The 17,710-nt window shown below is 66.0% G+C and carries 11 protein-coding genes; 1 reads left to right on the top strand and 10 read right to left on the bottom strand.

Annotated features, from left to right (window positions below):
- Window positions 1-162: 162 nt before the first annotated feature.
- From ACWKWX_RS30550 to ACWKWX_RS30590, 9 genes are all read right to left on the bottom strand, one after another.
- Window positions 163-909 (bottom strand): SDR family oxidoreductase, encoded by a 747-nt coding sequence (locus ACWKWX_RS30550; protein ID WP_483829694.1) that lies wholly within the window; start codon window positions 907-909, stop codon window positions 163-165.
- A gap of 60 nt (window positions 910-969) precedes the next feature.
- Window positions 970-3,060, bottom strand: a complete 2,091-nt coding sequence (locus ACWKWX_RS30555; protein ID WP_416425461.1) for a putative bifunctional diguanylate cyclase/phosphodiesterase — start codon at window positions 3,058-3,060, stop codon at window positions 970-972.
- A 217-nt stretch (window positions 3,061-3,277) separates the two neighbouring features.
- A complete protein-coding gene (locus tag ACWKWX_RS30560; RefSeq protein ID WP_483829695.1) occupies window positions 3,278-4,786 on the bottom strand; it encodes an efflux transporter outer membrane subunit in 1,509 nt (502 codons plus the stop codon).
- Window positions 4,783-7,890, bottom strand: a complete 3,108-nt coding sequence (locus ACWKWX_RS30565; RefSeq protein WP_473003397.1) for an efflux RND transporter permease subunit — start codon at window positions 7,888-7,890, stop codon at window positions 4,783-4,785. The genes ACWKWX_RS30560 and ACWKWX_RS30565 overlap by 4 nt, the downstream gene beginning before the upstream one ends.
- Window positions 7,887-11,060 carry an MdtB/MuxB family multidrug efflux RND transporter permease subunit gene (locus tag ACWKWX_RS30570; RefSeq protein ID WP_483829696.1) on the bottom strand — a complete coding sequence of 1,058 codons (3,174 nt, stop codon included), beginning with the start codon at window positions 11,058-11,060 and terminating at the stop codon, window positions 7,887-7,889. The genes ACWKWX_RS30565 and ACWKWX_RS30570 overlap by 4 nt, the downstream gene beginning before the upstream one ends.
- Window positions 11,057-12,382, bottom strand: coding sequence for an MdtA/MuxA family multidrug efflux RND transporter periplasmic adaptor subunit (locus ACWKWX_RS30575; protein WP_416425465.1), 1,326 nt, complete (start codon window positions 12,380-12,382; stop codon window positions 11,057-11,059). Before ACWKWX_RS30575 ends, ACWKWX_RS30570 begins: the two co-directional genes overlap by 4 nt.
- Window positions 12,383-12,687: 305 nt before the next feature.
- Window positions 12,688-13,188, bottom strand: coding sequence for a thiol peroxidase (gene tpx, locus ACWKWX_RS30580; protein WP_473003401.1), 501 nt, complete (start codon window positions 13,186-13,188; stop codon window positions 12,688-12,690).
- Window positions 13,189-13,354: 166 nt separating this feature from the next.
- Window positions 13,355-14,677 carry an OprD family outer membrane porin gene (locus ACWKWX_RS30585; protein ID WP_483829697.1) on the bottom strand — a complete coding sequence of 441 codons (1,323 nt, stop codon included), beginning with the start codon at window positions 14,675-14,677 and terminating at the stop codon, window positions 13,355-13,357.
- Window positions 14,678-14,836: 159 nt separating this feature from the next.
- On the bottom strand, window positions 14,837-15,103 hold the full coding sequence (locus tag ACWKWX_RS30590) for a DUF1652 domain-containing protein (protein WP_416425468.1): 267 nt from the start codon (window positions 15,101-15,103) through the stop codon (window positions 14,837-14,839).
- Window positions 15,104-15,428: 325 nt separating this feature from the next.
- On the opposite strand from ACWKWX_RS30590, the gene pmrG reads away from it, so the two are divergent.
- A complete protein-coding gene (gene pmrG / locus ACWKWX_RS30595; RefSeq protein WP_483829698.1) occupies window positions 15,429-16,106 on the top strand; it encodes a lipopolysaccharide core heptose(II)-phosphate phosphatase PmrG in 678 nt (225 codons plus the stop codon).
- On the opposite strand, the gene ACWKWX_RS30600 is transcribed toward pmrG, so the two are convergent.
- Window positions 16,103-17,407: a sensor histidine kinase gene (locus ACWKWX_RS30600; RefSeq protein WP_416425470.1), complete on the bottom strand. Its 1,305-nt coding sequence runs from the start codon at window positions 17,405-17,407 to the stop codon at window positions 16,103-16,105. The two genes, pmrG and ACWKWX_RS30600, sit on opposite strands and share 4 nt — an antisense overlap.
- Window positions 17,408-17,710: the final 303 nt, after the last annotated feature.

A 17,710-nucleotide genomic window follows, 5' to 3' on the forward strand; every position in this document is an offset into this window, starting at 1 on the left:
CGTGGACCGCTTGAGCGCCGCCTCCAGTCGGCCCTGGCGCTTTACGGGGCACACAATCAAGATCAAAGGCCGCACGGAAGCAAGAGCAACAGCTGCCTCACTTGAGTTATGTAGCGGTAGCACGTCCCAGCGCAGCCTCGCGGCAGCGGCTACACCGGCAGCTCAGCGGCCGCCGCCCAGGTCGAGGAAGCTGCCGGTGGTGTAGCTGGCCTGCTCCGAGGCCAACCACAGGATCGCCTCGGCCACCTCGTGGGGCTGCCCGCCCCGCCCCATGGGAATCCCCGGCTCCAGCTTGCTCACCCGATCCGGGTCGCCGCTCAGGGCATGGAACTCGGTATAGATGTAGCCCGGCCGCACCGCGTTGACCCGCACGCTCTCGCCGGCCAGTTCCTTGGCCAGGCCCACAGTGAAGGTATCCAGCGCACCCTTGGACGCCGCGTAATCGACGTACTCGCCCGGCGAGCCCAAGCGCGCGGCCACCGAGGAGACGTTGACGATGCTGCCGCCCGGCCCGCCATGGCGGGTGGACATGCGCAGGATGGCGTGCTTGGCACACAGGATCGGCCCGGCAACGTTGCTCTTGAGCAGCTTCAGCAGGCGGAATTCGGACATTTCGTCGACCCGCGAGGTGTGGCCCACGGTGGCGGCGTTGTTGACCAGCACGCTGACCGTGCCCAGCTCGGTGTCGACGCGGTTGAACAGGTGCACCACCTCGTCCTCGACGCTGACGTCGGCGCGCACGGCAATGGCCTGGGCGCCCAGCTCGCGCAGTTCGGCCAGGGTGGTCTGGGCGGCCTGTTCATCGGCCAGGTAGTTGATGCACACGCGGTAACCCTGGCGGGCGGCCAGGCGCGCAGTGGCGGCACCGATGCCACGGCTGCCGCCGGTGATGACGATAACTTTATCCATGGACCTCGGTACACTCCTCATGGGGATTGCAGGGTTGAAGGCTGGCTAATAGTACGAAATTCAAGCGCCCGACGCGCGCTGCAGATTTTCCGCCGCGTGAATATCGGCCATGAAGCGCTCCGCCGGCAAGGGGTGGCCCAACAGAAAACCCTGCAGCGAGTCACAGCCCAGGCGGGTCAGGAAGTTCTGCTGGTTATCGGTCTCCACGCCCTCGGCGACGATACGCAGGCCCAGGGCCTGCCCCAGGGCGACAATGGCCGAGACGATGGCGGCGTCGTCGCTGTCCTGCTCCAGGTCACGGACGAAGCCGCGGTCGATCTTCAGCTCGTTGGCCGGCAGGCGCTTGAGGTACATCAGGCTGGAGTAGCCGGTGCCGAAGTCATCGATGGACAGGTCCACGCCCATGTCCGACAGCTGGCGCAGCACACTCATGCTGGCGTCGGCGTCGTTCATGGCGGTGGTCTCGGTGATCTCCAGGGTCAGGTTGTTCGCCGCCAACTGGTGCCGTTCAAGCGCCGCCGCGACGCTGGCCACCAGGCCCACGTGGCAGAACTGCAGCGCCGACAGGTTCACCGCGATGCGCCAGTGGCCATAGCCCTGCACCGCCCACTCGCGCATCTGCCGGCAGGCCTCGTCCAGCACCCAGTCGCCGATGCCGATGATCAGCCCGGTCTTCTCCGCCAGGTCAATGAAGCGGTCCGGGCTCAGCAGGCCCATGTCCGGGTGCTGCCAGCGCAGCAGCGCCTCGGCGCCCACCGGCTGGCCAGTGCTGGCCTCGAACTTGGGCTGGTAGTGCAGGCGCAGCTGGCCGCGCTCCACCGCCAGGCGCAGGTCCTGCAGCAGTTGCAGCTGCTTGCGGGCGTTGGTGTTCATGGAGCCGTCGAAGAAGCTGTAGCAGTTCTTGCCCGCGCTCTTGGCGTGGTACATGGCGGCGTCGGCGTTCATCAGCAGGCTGTGCTGGTCAATGCCGTTGCCGGGGTACAGGGCGATGCCAATGCTGGCGGAGATCTGCAGGTTCTGCTCGGCCACCCGGAACGGCTGGGCGATCAGGGCGACCTGGCGGGCGGCCACGGTGGGCACGTCGTCCGGCTCGTCGAGGGCCACCAGCAGCACGAACTCGTCGCCACCGATGCGCGCCAGGGTGTCCTGGCCCTGCAGGTTGCCGCGCAGGCGCAGGGCCACGGCGCGCAGCAGCTCGTCGCCGGTGAAGTGGCCGAAGGCGTCGTTCACCGGCTTGAAGCCGTCCAGGTCGATGAACATCAGCGCGAAGCAGCCGCCCTTCTCGTCCACCATCTGGATCGCCTGCTCGATGCGGTCGGCCAGCAGCATGCGGTTGGGCAGGCCGGTGAGGTTGTCGTGCAGGGCCAGCTGCGTCAGCTCGCGGTTGGCCAGGCGCAGGGAGTTGGCCAGGTCAGCGGTGCGTGCCTCCATGCGCGCGTCCAGCACCGAGGTCAGCAGGGTGATGCCCAGCACCGCCAGGCTGGTGATCAGCACCATGTAGTCCAGGCCCTTGCCGGTCAGGCCACCGCCCAGGGCGCCACAGGCGCTGCCCTCGGGGAACATGGCCGCGGCCATGCCGGTGTAGTGCATGCCCACTATGGCCACGCCCATCACCACCGAGGCCACGCCGCGCGCAAGCACCACGTGGGGCGCGGCATGGCGCAGGCGGAACGCTATGTAGAGGGCGGCCGCCGAGGCGCCGATGGCAATGACGATGGAATCGATGAACAGCACGGGATCGTACTGGATGCCGGGGGTCATGCGCATGGCGGCCATGCCGGTGTAGTGCATGGTGGCGATGCCGCTGCCCATGATCAGCGCGCCGAAGGCCAGTTGCCCGAACGGCAGCCGCGGCTGGCTCACCAGCCACAGGGCGAAGCCCGAGGACAGCACAGCGATCAGCAGCGACAGCGCGGTCAGTTTGAGGTCATACCCCAGGGCGATGGGCAGGCTGAAGGCGAGCATGCCGATAAAGTGCATGGACCACACGCCGACGCCCATGGACAGCGAGCCACCGGCCATCCAGAAATACACCGCGCGCCCCTTCGCGGTGGCGATGCGGCCTACCAGGTCGAGCGCCGTATAGGACGCCAGCATGGCCACGCACAGTGAAATGACAACCAGGGAGGGGGAATAACTACCAATCAGCATGCGACTCTCGAAACCGGCAAATACGACGCGTTCCCTGCGAAAAATCTGCCCGGGATTGTACGCAATTAAACGTTTGTTTGCTTGCGAAGAGCGCCTGAATACGGGGGCTTGGCGGGATATCGCTTTGCCATCACCGAATCCAGCTTCTACAAGGGTCCGGCCCCTGTACAGCGTTGTACAGGGCCGGTGCTGACCTTAACCTTTCAGACGAACGGCATCAAGGCGCGCGGCTCAATTCCAGCTGCCCATCCCAGCCGCCGCCCAGCGCGGCGATCAGTTGCACGCTGGCCACCAGGCGGCTCTGCAGCACGTTGAGCACGCTGCGCTCGTTGCTCAACGCCGTGGCCTGCACCGTCACCACGTCCAGGTAGGCGATGAGGCCGGCCTTGTACTGGTTGGTGGTCAGGCGCAGGGACTCGCGCGCCGACTCCAGCGCCTGCTCGCGCACTTGGGCCTCGTCTTCATACACCTTGAGCTGGACCATGTAGTTTTCCACCTCCTGGAAGCCGTTGAGCACGGTCTGCCGGTACTGGGCCACGGTCTGGTCGTAGACCGCCTCGGTGCGGTCCACCTCGGCCGAACGCTGGCCGCCGTCGAACAGCGTGCCGGCCAGCTGCGGGCCCACCGACCAGAAGCGGTTGGGCAGGCTCAGCCAGTTGGCGAAGGTGCTGCTGCTGTAGCCCCCGGACAGGCTCAGGGTCAGGTCCGGGTAATAGGCGCTCTTGGCCACGCCGATGTTGGCGTTGGCGGCCATCACCGAGCGCTCGGCGGCGGCGATGTCGGGGCGCCGCTCCAGCCACTGCGACGGCACTTGCACGGGGATCTGCGGCAGCGCCGGGATGGCCTGGCTTTCGGCCAGGTTGAAGTCGGCTGGCGGCACGCCCATCAGCACGGCAATGGCGTTCTCGTACTGGGCGCGCTGCCAGCGCAGGTCCACCAGGTCAGCCTGGGTGGTGCGCAGCTGGGTCTGCGCCTGGGCCACCGCATCGGCGCCCGAGACGCCGACCTTGTACTGGTTCTGGGTCATGGTCAGCGAGCGCTCGTAGGCCTGCACCGTGGCCTCAAGCAGGCGCTTCTGCTGGTCGATGACCCGCAGTTGCAGGTAGTTCTGCACCAGCTCCGACTGTAGGCTCAGGCGCATGGCCGCAAGGTCGGCGAGGCTGGCCTGGGCGCTGCCCTTGTCGGCTTCCAGGCCGCGGCGCAGCTTGCCCCACACGTCGGCTTCCCAGCTGACGTTGGCCTGGGCCGAGTAGCTGTTGCGAATGCCGCTGCCGGCACTGCCCAGGCTGGTGTTGCTGTTGCTGCTGCCGGCGCCCTGGCCGGAGCGGGTCTTGCTGGCGCTGAGGTCGACAGTGGGGAAGAACGCGCCACGCGCGCTATTCACCAGCGCCTGGGCCTGGCGGTACTGGGCTTCATATTGCGCCACGGTCTGGTTGGCGTGGTTCAGGCGCTCCACCAGGCCATTGAGCTGGGTGTCGCCGTACACTTCCCACCAGGCACCGCGGGCCAGGGCGTCGCTGGGCTGCGCCTGGCGCCAGCCCTGGGCTTCCTTGAACTGCGCCGGCGCGGCCACGTCCGGGCGCTTGTAGTCAGGCCCCACGGCACAGCCGCCCAGCAGCAGGCCAGTGAGCATCAGCGCGCTCAGGCCCAGGTTGAGCAGGCGCGAGCCGCGGGCGGTGGCCATTTGGCAGGTCAAGGGGCGCAGCAGCACGGTCGGCTTGTTCATAGCGGGGTTTCCAGGGATGCATCGGTACGCACGCCGCGCCAGCGGTTGACCCGGTGGCGCAGGCGATCGAGGTAGAGGTAGACCACCGGGGTGGTGTACAGGGTCAGGATCTGGCTGAAGATCAGCCCGCCGATGATGGCCAGGCCCAGCGGCTGGCGCATCTCCGCGCCCTCGGTGCCGCCGATCAGCAGCGGCAGCGCGCCAAGGATGGCCGCCAGCGTGGTCATCAGGATCGGCCGCAGGCGTTGCAGGCAGGCCTGGCGAATCGAGTCGAACGGGCCCATGCCCTGCTCGCGTTCCAGCTGCAGCGCCAGGTCGATCATCAAAATGGCGTTCTTCTTCACCACGCCGATCAGCAGGAACAGCCCCAGCAGCGAGATCAGGCTGAACTCGCCGCCGGTGACGTAGATGCTCAGCAGCGCGCCCACCCCCGCCGACGGCAGCGTGGAGAGAATGGTCAGCGGGTGCACGTAGCTCTCGTAGAGGATACCCAGCACCAGGTACACCAGCACCAGCGAGCCGAGAATCATCCACGGCTGGCTCTTCTGCGCCGCGGCGAAGGCGTCACCGGTGCCGGCCACCTTGACGATGATGTCCTCGGGCAGCCCCAGGGAAGCAATGGCGCGCTCGATGGCGGCGGTGGCACGGTCCAGGGGCACGCCCTCGGCGAGGTCGAAGGAGATGCTTTCCGAGGCGAACTGGCCCTCGTGGCTGACGCTGTCGTCGGCCAGGCTGTTCTCATAGTGGGCGATGCTCGACAGCGGTACCCGCGCGCCGGCGGAGTTGATCACCTGCACCTGGTCGAGGGTGACCGGGTCCTGGGCGTACTTGGGGTTGATCTCCATCACCACTTCGTACTGGTTGAGGCTGTCGTAGATGGTGGAGATCTGCCGCTGGCTGTAGGCGTTGTTGAGCACCCCGGTGACGGTGCTCATGTCGATGCCCAGGCGCTTGGCCTGGTCGCGGTCCACCACCAGGGTCACCTGGGGCGCGCCGCGGCCTTCGCGGGCATCGATGGAGGTCAGCTCCGGCAGGCGCTTGAACGCCTCGGTGATCTTCGGGTACCAGGTGCGCAGCGCGGCCAGGTCGCCGCTCTGGATGATGTACTGGTACTGGTTGGTGGTCTGGTCGCGGGCGCCGCCGAACTGCAGGTCCTGGTCGGCCATCAGCATCAGCCGTGCGCCAGGCACCTTGGGCAGGTTCTTGCGCAGGCGCTCGATGACCTGCTGGGCGTTGACGTCGCGCTCCTTGATGGGCTTGAGGCGCACCAGGATGGTGGCGTTGTTGGTGCCGTTGTTGCCGCCGATGAAGCCGGCGACGCTGAGCACCGCCGGGTCGGCGATGATGGCGCGGCGGAAGGCTTCCATCTTCGGCTGCATGACGGTGAACGACAGGCCGTCGTCGCCGCGCACGAAGCCCATCAGCTGGCCGGTGTCCTGCTGGGGCATGAAGGTCTTGGGCACCACCACGTACAGGGCGATGTTGACGCCGATGGTGACCACCAGGCTGATCAGGGTCAGCCGCCGGTGCGCCAGGGCCCAGCCCAGGGTGCGGTCGTAGCCGCGCACCATGGCCTCGTGCACGCGGTTGCTCCAGCGCTGCAGGCGGGTTTCGTGGCCGTGGTCGTGGGGCTTGAGCCAGCGCGCGCAGAGCATGGGGGTGAGGGTCAGCGACACCAGCAGCGACACCACGATGGCCGCCGACAGGGTGATGGAGAACTCGCGGAACAGCTTCTCGATGATGCCGCCCATGAACAGGATCGACATGAACACCGCCACCAGCGAGGCGTTCATCGCCAGCAGGGTGAAGCCCACTTCCCTGGCGCCCTGGTAGGCGGCCTTCATGGGCGCCATGCCGGCGTTGATGTGCCGGGCGATGTTCTCCAGCACCACGATGGCGTCGTCCACCACCAGCCCCGTGGCCAGGATCAGCGCCATCAGCGACAGGTTGTTCAGCGAGAAGCCCCACAGGTACATGATGGCGAAGGTGCCCACCAGCGACACCGGCACCGCCAGGGTGGGAATCAGCGAGGCGCGCCAGTCGGCCAGGAACAGGTACACCACCAGCACCACCAGGGCCACGGCGATCAGCAGGGTGCTCTCGGCCTCGTGCAGGGTGGCGGTGATCACCGGCGAGCGGTCCATGGCGATGTTCAGCCGCACGCTGGCCGGCAACACCGCTTGCAGGGCCGGCAGCTGCGCCTTGATCTGCGCCACGGTCTTGATGATGTTGGCGCCGGCCTGGCGGTTGATCACCAGCAGCACCGCCGCGTCGTCGTTGAAGAAGCCGGCGTTGTAGCGGTCTTCCACGCCGTCGGTGAGTTTGGCCACGTCGCTCAGGCGCAGGGCCGAGCCGTTCTGGTAGCGAATGATCAGCGGGCCGTAGTCCTTGGCCTTTTCCAGCTGGTCGTTGGCCTGCACCTGCCAGTTGTGCTCGCCGCTTTCGACGAAGCCCTTGGGCCGGCGCACGTTGGCGTTGGCGATGGTGGTGCGCACCTCGTCCAGGGCCACGCCGTACTGGTTGAGCAGGTTGGGCTCGACCTCCACGCGCACCGCCGGCAGCGAGCTGCCGCCGATCTGCACCTCCCCTACCCCGTCCACCTGGGACAGGCTCTGGGACAGGATGGTGGATGCCAGGTCGTACAGCTGGCCCTTCTGCAGCACGTCGGAGGTCAGCGAAAGCACCATGATCGGTGCCTGCGCCGGGTTGACCTTCTTGTAGGTGGGCATGCTGCGCATGCCGCTGGGCAGCAGCGGCCGCGAGGCGTTGATGGCCGCCTGCACTTCGCGGGCGGCGCCGTTGATGTCGCGGTCCATGTCGAACTGCAGGATCACCCGCGTCGAGCCCTGGCTGGAGCGGCTGTTCATGTTGCTGACGCCGGAGATGCTGCCGAAGGCGCGCTCCAGCGGCGTGGCCACGGTGGAGGCCATGACCTCGGGGCTGGCGCCGGCCAGGTTGGCCGACACCACGATCACCGGGAAGTCCATCTGCGGCAGCGGCGACACCGGCAACAGGCCGAAGCTGACGCCGCCCAGCAGCATCACCGCGACGCTGAGCAGCATGGTCGCCACCGAGCGGCGAATGAAGGGGGCCGACAGGTTCATGCCGACGCCTGCGGTTCAGCGGCCGGTGCCTTGCGCCAGCGGCGCCCCAGGCGGTCGAAGTACAGGTAGATCACCGGGGTGGTGAACAGCGTCAGCACCTGGCTCACCAGCAGCCCACCCACCATCACCAGGCCCAGCGGCTGGCGCAATTCTGCGCCCGAACCACCGGCCAGCATCAGCGGCACGGCGCCGAACAGCGCCGCCATGGTGGTCATCAGGATCGGCCGGAAGCGCAGCAGCGCCGCCTGGTAGATGGCGGTCTGCGGGTCCAGCCCCTGGTTGCGCTCGGCGTCCAGGGCGAAGTCGATCATCATGATCGCGTTCTTCTTGACGATGCCGATCAGCAGGATGATGCCGATGATGGCGATCATCCCCAGGTCGTTGCCGCTCAACAGCAGCGCCAGCAAGGCGCCCACCGCCGCCGAGGGCAGCGTGGAGAGGATGGTGATGGGGTGGATGTAGCTCTCGTAGAGAATGCCCAGCACGATGTACATGGTCACCACCGCCGCCAGAATCAGCAGCAGCGTGCTCGACAGCGACGCCTGGAACGCCTGGGCCGCGCCCTGGAACTGGGTCTGCACGCCAATCGGCATGCCGATGTCCTTCTGCACCTGCTCGATCAGCGCTACAGCCTGGCCCAGGGCCACGCCCGGCGCCAGGTTGAACGAGACCATCACCGCCGGGAACTGGCCGATGTGCGAGATGGCCAGCTGCGCCTGGCGCTGCTCGATGTGCGCCAGGCTCGACAGGCGCACCTGGGTGCTGTTGGTCACCGGCAACGACGAGCTGGCACCGGTGAGGGTGCTGGACACGGTCTGGTTGATGGCGCTGTCGCTGGGTGTGCTCTTGACGTAGATCTGCTCCAGCGCCTGCGGGCCGATCACCGAGGCGTTGGCCGCCTGCAGCACCACGCGGTACTGGCTGGCCTGGGTGTAGATGGTGGAAATCTGCCGTTGGCCGAAGGCGTCGTACAGGGCGTTGGTGATGTCGGCGACGTTGACGCCCAGGCGCTTGGCCTGGTCGCGGTCGATCACCAGGTACACCTGCAGGCCCTTGTCCTGCAGGTCGCTGGCCACGTCGGTGAGCTGCGGCTGCTGGCGCAGGGCGTCCACCAGCTTGCCGCTCCACTGGCTAAGCAAGTCGGCATCGGGCGACGACAGGCTGAACTGGTACTGGGTGCGGCTGACCCGGTCCTCGATGGTCAGGTCCTGCACCGGCTGCATGAACAGGCGCATGCCCACCAGCTTGTCGGCTTCAGGCTGGATGTTGGCGATGACTTCACTGGCGGTGTGGCTGCGCTGGCCCAGGGGCTTGAGGTTGATCAGCATGCGCCCGCTGTTGAGCGTGGCGTTGTCGCCGTCCACGCCGATGTAAGAAGACAGGCTCTCGACGTCCGGGTCCTGCAGCACGATGGCCGCCAGGTCCTGCTGGCGCTGGCTCATGGCGCTGAAGGAGATCGACTGCGGCGCCTCGGTGATGCCCTGGATCACCCCGGTGTCCTGCACCGGGAAGAAGCCCTTGGGCACCACCATATAAAGGAACACGGTGAGGCCCAGGGTGGCCAGGGCCACCAGCAGAGTCAGCGGCTGGTGGCGCAGCACCCACTGCAGCTTGCGGCCGTAGGCCTCGATCAGCCAGTCGATCCAGGCGCCGCTGGCGCGGTAGAAGCGCGTCTGTTCTTCCGGCTTGGGCTCGCGCTTGAGCAGGCGCGCGCACATCATCGGCGTCAGCGTCAGCGAGACCACCAGCGAAATCAGGATGGCCACCGCCAGGGTAATGGCGAACTCGCGGAACAGCCGCCCCACCACGTTGGCCATGAACAGCAGCGGGATCAGCACGGCGATCAGCGAGAAGGTCAGCGACAGCAGCGTGAAGCCGATCTGCCGGGCGCCCTTGAGCGCCGCCTGCAGCGGCGTCTCGCCCTCCTCGATGTGGCGGGAGATGTTCTCCAGCATGACGATGGCGTCGTCCACCACGAAACCGGTGGCGATGGTCATGGCCATCAGCGTCAGGTTGTTGATGGAAAAACCGGCCAGGTACATGACGCCAAAGGTGCCGATCAGCGACAGCGGCACGGCCACCGACGGAATGATCGTGGCGCTGAAACGGCGCAGGAACAGGAAGGTCACCAGCACCACCAGGGCGATGGAGAACAGCAGCTCGTGCTGCACGTCGGCCACCGAGGCGCGGATGGTCTGGGTGCGGTCGGTGAGCACCGCCACGTCCAGGCCCGCCGGCAGGTTGTCGGTGATCGACGGCAGCACCGCCTTGATGCGGTCCACCACTTCAATCACGTTGGCACCGGGCTGGCGCTGGATGTTCAGCAGCACCGCCTGGTTCTTGTTGGCCCAGGCCGCCAGGCGCTCGTTCTCGGCGCCGTTGACGATGGTCGACACGTCCTTCAGGCGCAGCGGCGCGCCGTTGCGGTAGCTGAGGATGAGGTTGGCGTATTCCTCGGGCGAGACCATCTGGTCGTTGGCATCGAGCATCGACACCCGCGTGGGGCCGTCGAAGTTGCCCTTGGGCTGGTTGACGTTGGAGGCGGCGATTAGCGTGCGCACGTCGGCCAGGTTCAGGCCGTTAGCGGCCAGCGCCTCGGGGTTGACCTTGATGCGCACCGCCTGGCGCTGGCCGCCGGCGATGGAGACCATGCCGACGCCGGTGATCTGGGCGATTTTCTGCGCCATGCGCGTGTCGACCAGGTCGTTGAGCTTGGGCAGCAGCATGGTTTTCGAACTGATAGCAAGGGTCAGCACCGGGGTGTCGGCCGGGTTGACCTTGTTGTACACCGGCGGTGCCGGCAGGTCGGTGGGCAGCAGGTTGGTGGCGGCGTTGATGGCCGCCTGCACCTGCTGCTCGGCGACGTCCATGTTGATGTCGAGGCTGAAGCGCAGGGTCAGCACCGAGGCGCCGCCGGAACTGGTGGAGGCCATCTGGGTGAGCCCGGGCATCTGCCCGAACTGGCGCTCCAGCGGCGCGGTCACGGCGCTGGTCATCACTTGCGGGCTGGCGCCGGGGTACAGGGTCATGACCCGGATGGTCGGGTAGTCGACCTGGGGCAGCGCCGACACCGGCAGCAGGCGGTAGGCGATCAGGCCGGCCAGGATAATGGCCAGCATGCTCAGGGTAGTGGCTACCGGACGCAGGATGAACAGCCGCGACAGATTCATACGCCCGCCTTGCTCCGGTGGCCGTTGCCGGCCTGCTTGCCGGCGGCGTCTTCACCCTTGAGGTGCTCGCCTGGGGTGGTGGGCACCTGGCCTGGGTCATTGACCACTTCCACGCTGCTGCCGTCGCGCAGGCGGTCGGTGCCTTCCAGCACCACACGGTCGCCCTTGGCCAGGCCGTCCTCGACCACCGTGACAGTGCCGTCGGAGGCGCCGATCTTCAGCTGGCGAATGCGCACCTTGTCGTTGCCGTCCATGGCGTAGACGAAGGTGCCGTTGGTGCCGAACTGCACCGCGGCCGAGGGCGCCAGCACCACGTCCTTGAGGGTGTCGGACAGCAGGTGGACGTTGACGAACTGGTTGGGGAACAGCGCCAGGTCCTTGTTATCGAAGTAGGCCTTGAACTTCAGGGTGCCGGTGGTGGTGTCGATCTGGTTGTCGATGCTGTGCAGCACGCCCGTGGCCTGCTGGGCGCGGTCGCCGCGGTCCCAGGCTTCCACCGGCAGGGTGGCGCCGCTGCGCACGCGGGCCAGCACCGGGTCGAGGGTGGTCTCGGGCAGGGTGAAGATCACGCTGATGGGCTGCACCTGGGTGATCACCGCCAGGGCGGTGGTGTCGTTGGCGGCCACCAGGTTGCCCACGTCCAGCTGGCGCAGGCCCACGCGGCCGCTGATGGGCGCGCGGATCTGGGTGAATTCCAGATTGAGCTTGGCGTTGTTGACGTTGGCCTGGTCGGTGAGCAGCGTGCCCTGGTACTGGCCCACCAGCGCCTCCGCGGTGTCCAGGGTCTGCTTGGCGATGCTGTCCTGGGCGAACAGCTCTTTATAGCGTTGCAGGTCGCGCTGGGCGTTCTTCAACTGCGACTGGTCCTGGGCCAGGGTGCCCTGGGCCTGCTGCAGGGCAATTTCATACGGGCGCGGGTCGATCACCGCCAGCAGGTCGCCGGCCTTGACCATCTGCCCTTCCTGGAACGCCACCTTCACCAGCTCCCCGGCCACGCGGCTGCGCACGCTGATGGTGTTGGTGGCGGTCACCGTGCCCAGGGCTTTCAAATAGACCGGGAAGTCGCCCACGGTAGCCGGGGCCACCCGCACCGGCGTCGGCCCACTGGCCGGGCCGAAGCCTGGGCGCATGGGGTTGCCGCCCGGCCGCCCGCCATGGGGGCGGCCTTTCTCGGGCGGGCCGCCGGCTTCATGCTGCTGGGCCGGCGAATGCTGCGCACGCCAGTACAGGCCCGCGGCAATCAGCAGGATCAGGATCAGCAGGCCGAACAGCCAACGGGGAAAGGTGCGGGAACCGGCGGGTTGCATGGAATGATCGACCATTATTGAAAGTGGGTGTGTCGGGAGGCTGGAACGATAATCATTGTTGCGAATATTGCAAAGTGCCTTTACCCGCTATTTACGTAGGACGCGTTTATGCCGTGTTTCGTCCAGAAAAGAAAACGGCCTGGGGGATACCAGGCCGTTTCTTTATTACTGCATGTAACACAGACCATTGGACGCTATCCATCCCGTAGCCGCTGCCGCAGGCTGCGCTGGCCCTCGCCTACACTGGAAATCTCCAGCGTACTGGAGGACCAGCGCAGCCTGGCGGCAGCGGCTACAGGCGAAGTGCCTGGTCCTGGGTGTTACTTCAATACTGCCAGGGCAGCATCGTAGTTCGGCTCTTCGGCGATTTCGCCGACCAGCTCGGTGTGCAGCACGTTGTCGTTCTCGTCCAGCACCACCACGGCACGGGCAGTCAGGCCAGCCAGCGGGCCGTCGGCCAGGGCAACGCCGTAGGCTTCCTTGAACTCGGCGCCACGCAGGGTCGACAGGTTCTGCACGTTTTCCAGGCCTTCGGCGCCGCAGAAGCGGGCCTGGGCGAATGGCAGGTCGGCGGAAATGCACAGCACCACGGTGTTGGCCAGTTCGCTGGCCTGGGCGTTGAACTTGCGTACCGAGGTAGCGCAGGTCGGGGTGTCAACGCTTGGGAAGATGTTCAGCACTTTGCGCTTGCCGGCAAAGCTTGCCAGGGTCACGTCGGCCAGGTTGCCGGCAACCAGCGAGAACGCAGGCGCCTTGGCGCCGACTTTCGGCAGTTCGCCCTTGACCTGGACCGGGTTGCCTTTGAGCGTCACTTGAGCCATGAACGGAATCCTTCTGCGGTATGGAATAAAGACAGGGAGTTAACCATGAATCCCTGCAAACTAAAACTGTGGGAGCTGGCTTGCCAGCGAGCTTTTGGCAATACCTCAAAGCTCGCCGGCAAGCCGGCTCCCACAGTGCGTTTACCCCATCGTCACCGCGCAGCTGTTACCAGAGCGGCATCACGTAGCTGACGTAGAAGCGGTTCTCGTCCTGGTGGGTCTGGCCGGTCATCTCGGGGTTGGCCTGGGCGTTCTTCCAGGTCACGCCGAGGCCTTTCAGGGTACCGTCCGGCACCACGTAGCTCAGCGCCAGGTCGCGTTCCCATTCGCTGTCGCCACCGCTGGCCACCTTGACCTGGTCACCGTGGGCATACAGGGCCGAGAAGCCCAGGCCCTTGAGGCCCAGCTGGCCGAAGTCATACTTGTACAGGGCCAGGAAGGTACGCTCGCCGGCGTGCTGGAACTTGTTCAGTTGCAGGTTGGTGAGCGCCGGGGTGTCCGCGCCGCTGCCAGGGCCCTGGCGGGCATCGCCGCTGTTGAGGCCCGAGTCCAGGTACGGGAAGTCGCTGTCGCCGGTGTTCTTCTGCGCGCCCAGGCCGAAGGTGTGGCCCATCAGGCTGTAGCTTTCCATGATGCTGAAGGTCGACTGGTTGATGCGGCCCTTGGTGGTGGTGCCACCGTAGTAGCCGGCTGCGCCGTATTCGCTGTCGCCGTCGCCGTTGCCGCCAGTCCCCAGGCTGCGGTAGGCGCGCAGGTCGGTGGCCAGGCTGCCCACTGGCAGTTGGTCGGTGTGCTTGAGGCCCAGGTAGAACTGTTGGTAGTAGTCGGCCAGGTTCGAGTACCAGCCGCTCAGGGTGGTGTTCTTGATGCCGGTATAGTCGGCGCCACCGTAGCTGAAGCGGTTGCTGCCCTTGGCGCCGCCGCCGGTGATCATGTCCTGGTCGCCGGTTTCGTTGCGGATTTTGGTCTGGGTAATGTTACCCAGGGTGAAAACATAGTTATCCAGATCCTTGGACACCAGTTGCGCGCCGGTGTTGGTCTGTTGGTACAGACGACCGTCGGTGTTGGCCAGCATCGGGTTGTTCTGGGTCAGGGTGCCGACGCGCAGTTCATCCTTGAGGAAGCGCATCTTGAAGGTCGGGCTCAGCACGCCGAAGTCGTTGGCCGACTTGCCGTCGTCCAGCGGGAACATGCTGCCCTGCTGGGAATTGGAGTCCAGCTTGACGCCGTAGAAGGCCGTCAGGTCCAGGCCGAAGCCAACGGTGCCTTCGGTGTAGCCGGACTTGAAGTTGAATTCGAAGCCCTGGCCCCAGTCGCGCACGCTGTTGGCCTTCTTGTTGCTGCCAACCACGTCGCTGCCCTGTTGGTTCAGGTAGCGGTTGAGCAGCGTCAGGTCTGCATGGCTGTCATCGATGAAGTCGGCGTGTGCACCCAGGGCGGCAGTGCCCAGCATGGCGCCTACCAGGGGACGGACTATCTTCTTGATCATCACGGGTCTCGTTGGAGTCAGTTAAAAAACTGACGCCATTACGGATCCGTTACATGACATTTCAGAGACAAGTTCCATGAAACTACATGAAACAAATTTTAGGTAACTGGCGGAACGCCAGTATTGGCCCGGCGCCGCTGGGCGGCGCCGGCAAGGCCCTCAGCTGGCAAGGGCGTGAGGGAAGGTGTGGCGATTGTGCTCAAGATCATGGCGCAGCTCGGCGATCAGGTCGGAAATAGCCCGACTGCTGCTGAGCCGATCGGTCGAAATACCGGTGACCATCAGTTGCACCTGGCCGGTGACGGGGTCAGTGACCTGGACCGTCAGCGACTGGTCCGGGGCCACCGTGCAGGTGCAGTGGGCCGGCAGAAAAGCACATTCGATGATATTGCGTAGTTCCAGCGAACAAAGTCCCAGTGTCATCATCTTTGGCATCCTCGCTCAGGCAGTTCGGGCGCGCAGACATGCGCTTGAAATATTGTGTATATACCCTGTCGCAGAGCCTTGCAACGAGTTGGCGACGAGAGTGCAAGCTGCTTTTTGCGCTCGCCTTGCGACTCGATAACGGCCACCACCGGCCGCCCGCGCGGCCTGTCGCGACCAAGGTCGGCTCCTACATCTGTTGCAACGTGCCACGGTCTGACAGACCTAATTGCCCCCCCTCAAAACTAAAATTTTCACATTCCATTCACCAGCCCTTAACCTGGCCGCCCCTATAGTCCCGGCACTTTCATAGCTCCATGGAGCCATCATGCCGGTAGCCTCTGTCGCCCTCCCCTTGCCGCCACGGCGTTTCGCCCTGCGTCGCCGCGTTGTCGTCATGGGCCTGCTGGCAGTAGTGGCGGCTTCGGCGCTAGGCGGTTGGGCGCTGCGCCCAAGCGGCCCGGCCGACCTGGGTGATGGCAAGACCCTGCGCCACTCGGGCCTGCAGGCCGCCTGGAAGGCCGGCAACGTAGCGGTGCTGGTGCGCCACGGCGAGCGCTGCGACCGTTCCGACGGTGCCTGCCTGGGCGACGCCGATGGCATTACCCTGGCCGGCAGCCGCGTGGCCAGCGAAGTGGGCAACAGCCTGCAGGCGCTGGGCATGACCCAGGCGCAGGTGTTCACCAGCCCCCTGACCCGCACCCGCCAGACCGCGATGTTCATGTTCGGCCAGGCCGCCACGCCCCAGGACTGGCTGATCAACTGCCGGCAGACCATGCTCCAGGACGTGGTGGCGCACAAGCAGCCCGGCCACAACCTGGTGCTGGTCACCCACAGCGAGTGCATCAACGCCCTGGAGAAACAGGCCGGCATTCATGGCGGCAGCGGCCCGGGCTACGCCAGCGCACTGTTCGTGAGCGTCGACCCGGTCACCGGCACCCCCCATGTGCTGGGTGCCCTGAACCCCAACCAGTGGCCGCGCACGCTGCACCGCCTGAAAGGCTAGACCGCCGCCAGGCGCACCTCGAAGCAGCAACCGTGGGGCTCGCGGCTGGTCAGGGTCACTGACCAGCCCTCGTTCACGCAGATCCGCTGCACCAGCGACAAGCCCAACCCCAGGCCCTCGCCGCGCTGTTCGTCGCCGCGCACGAACGGCTGGAACATCTCCAGGCGCTTTTCCTCCGGAATGCCGATGCCGCTGTCCTCCACCTTGAAGCCGCCCGGCAACAGGGTCAGGCGGATGAAGCCATGGTCGGTGTAGTGCCAGGCGTTGCGCAGCAGGTTGCCCATTACCGCACCCAGGAAGGTCTGGTTGTACACCCCCTCCCCCGCGTCTTCCGGCAGGTAGATCAGCTCCAGGCCCTTGTGCTCGATGGGCGTGCGCCAGGTCTCCACCAGCTCCTGCGCCACCTGCACCATGCCGGCGGCCGGGCCGCGGCCGCCCTCGGCGTTTTCCGCCCGGGCCAGCAGCAGGAAGGTGTCCACCAGCTGGCGCATGGCGGCGCTGGCGCGGGCAATGCGCGACACCTGCTCACGCGCACGGGGATCCAGGCCGGGGTTTTCCAGCAACAGCTCGCTGGAGCTGGCCAGCACCATCAACGGCGTGCGCAATTCGTGGCTGACGTCACCGGTGAACAGCTTCTCGCGCACCAGCGCCGAGCGCAGGCGCCCCAGGGTGTCGTCGAAGGAACGGGCCAGGGTGCCGACCTCGTCGGCGGCGTAGTCGGGCGCCAGGGGCGGCGCCAGGTCCAGCAGTTGGTCGCGGTGGCGCACCTGGCCGGCCAGGCGGATCACCGGCGCCATGACCTTGCGCGACAGCAGCCAGCCCAGCAGGATCGAGCCCAGCAGGCTCAGCACGAAGCCGGTGATGACCACGCCGAACAGCAGCCGCTCGCGCTCCTCGAAACCTTGCTGGTCGCGCAGCAGGATGTACTTGCGGCCGTTGACCACCCGCACCATGGCGTACCAGCTGCGCTCCAGGCGCCTGACCTCGTGGAAGCCCGGTTCCAGGGCCTGCAGGTCCGGGGGCATGGCCAGGTCGCCCTGGCCGTCGTCGGCGAAGAACAGCTCGTCCTTTTCCGGGCGGTGGGTCCAGTCGTCGCGGTTTTCCATCATCAGCATGCGGTGCAGGTTGCCGCCCAGCCCCGTGGTGGTGAGCTTTTTCTCCACCACATGCACGGTTGCGACAATTCCCACGGCAAAAACGCCAGCCACCAACGTGGTCATCAGCGCGAAGACTACAATAATGCGTTGGGCCAGGCTTTGTCGGGAGTGCTTGGTGCGCCAGCGGGCGACGATCGAATTCATGGGCGGGGGCAGCTCAGCGTCATGCTAGGGGTCTGGAGGGCCAGGCAGTTTATCAGCCCTTGTACCGCAGCCCATGTCAAAGACTTGTGATGAACGGAAAAGCTGGCACCGGGACAGCATTTTCATCTGTCACTCACTCTTTTTTGACACATGAAAATGCACCTTTGACGTATTGAACCATCGGCAGTTTTTCACAGTGGCATTTTCTACGAGCATCTTCAGACATTTCCTACAGACACGTGGGCATTCGTCGACTTCAATGCCTGCCAGGCCTGACTACCCCGATTTTTGTATCAAACAGCA

This window comes from Pseudomonas imperatae (genome assembly GCF_057128625.1).

Coding starts and splice junctions, on each gene's coding strand:
- ACWKWX_RS30550 (WP_483829694.1), bottom strand. CDS start 909: ATGGATAAAGTTATCGTCATCACCGGCGGCAGCCGTGGCATCGGTGCC.
- ACWKWX_RS30555 (WP_416425461.1), bottom strand. CDS start 3,060: ATGCTGATTGGTAGTTATTCCCCCTCCCTGGTTGTCATTTCACTGTGC.
- ACWKWX_RS30560 (WP_483829695.1), bottom strand. CDS start 4,786: ATGAACAAGCCGACCGTGCTGCTGCGCCCCTTGACCTGCCAAATGGCC.
- ACWKWX_RS30565 (WP_473003397.1), bottom strand. CDS start 7,890: ATGAACCTGTCGGCCCCCTTCATTCGCCGCTCGGTGGCGACCATGCTG.
- ACWKWX_RS30570 (WP_483829696.1), bottom strand. CDS start 11,060: ATGAATCTGTCGCGGCTGTTCATCCTGCGTCCGGTAGCCACTACCCTG.
- ACWKWX_RS30575 (WP_416425465.1), bottom strand. CDS start 12,382: ATGGTCGATCATTCCATGCAACCCGCCGGTTCCCGCACCTTTCCCCGT.
- tpx (WP_473003401.1), bottom strand. CDS start 13,188: ATGGCTCAAGTGACGCTCAAAGGCAACCCGGTCCAGGTCAAGGGCGAA.
- ACWKWX_RS30585 (WP_483829697.1), bottom strand. CDS start 14,677: ATGATCAAGAAGATAGTCCGTCCCCTGGTAGGCGCCATGCTGGGCACT.
- ACWKWX_RS30590 (WP_416425468.1), bottom strand. CDS start 15,103: ATGATGACACTGGGACTTTGTTCGCTGGAACTACGCAATATCATCGAA.
- pmrG (WP_483829698.1), top strand. CDS start 15,429: ATGCCGGTAGCCTCTGTCGCCCTCCCCTTGCCGCCACGGCGTTTCGCC.
- ACWKWX_RS30600 (WP_416425470.1), bottom strand. CDS start 17,407: ATGAATTCGATCGTCGCCCGCTGGCGCACCAAGCACTCCCGACAAAGC.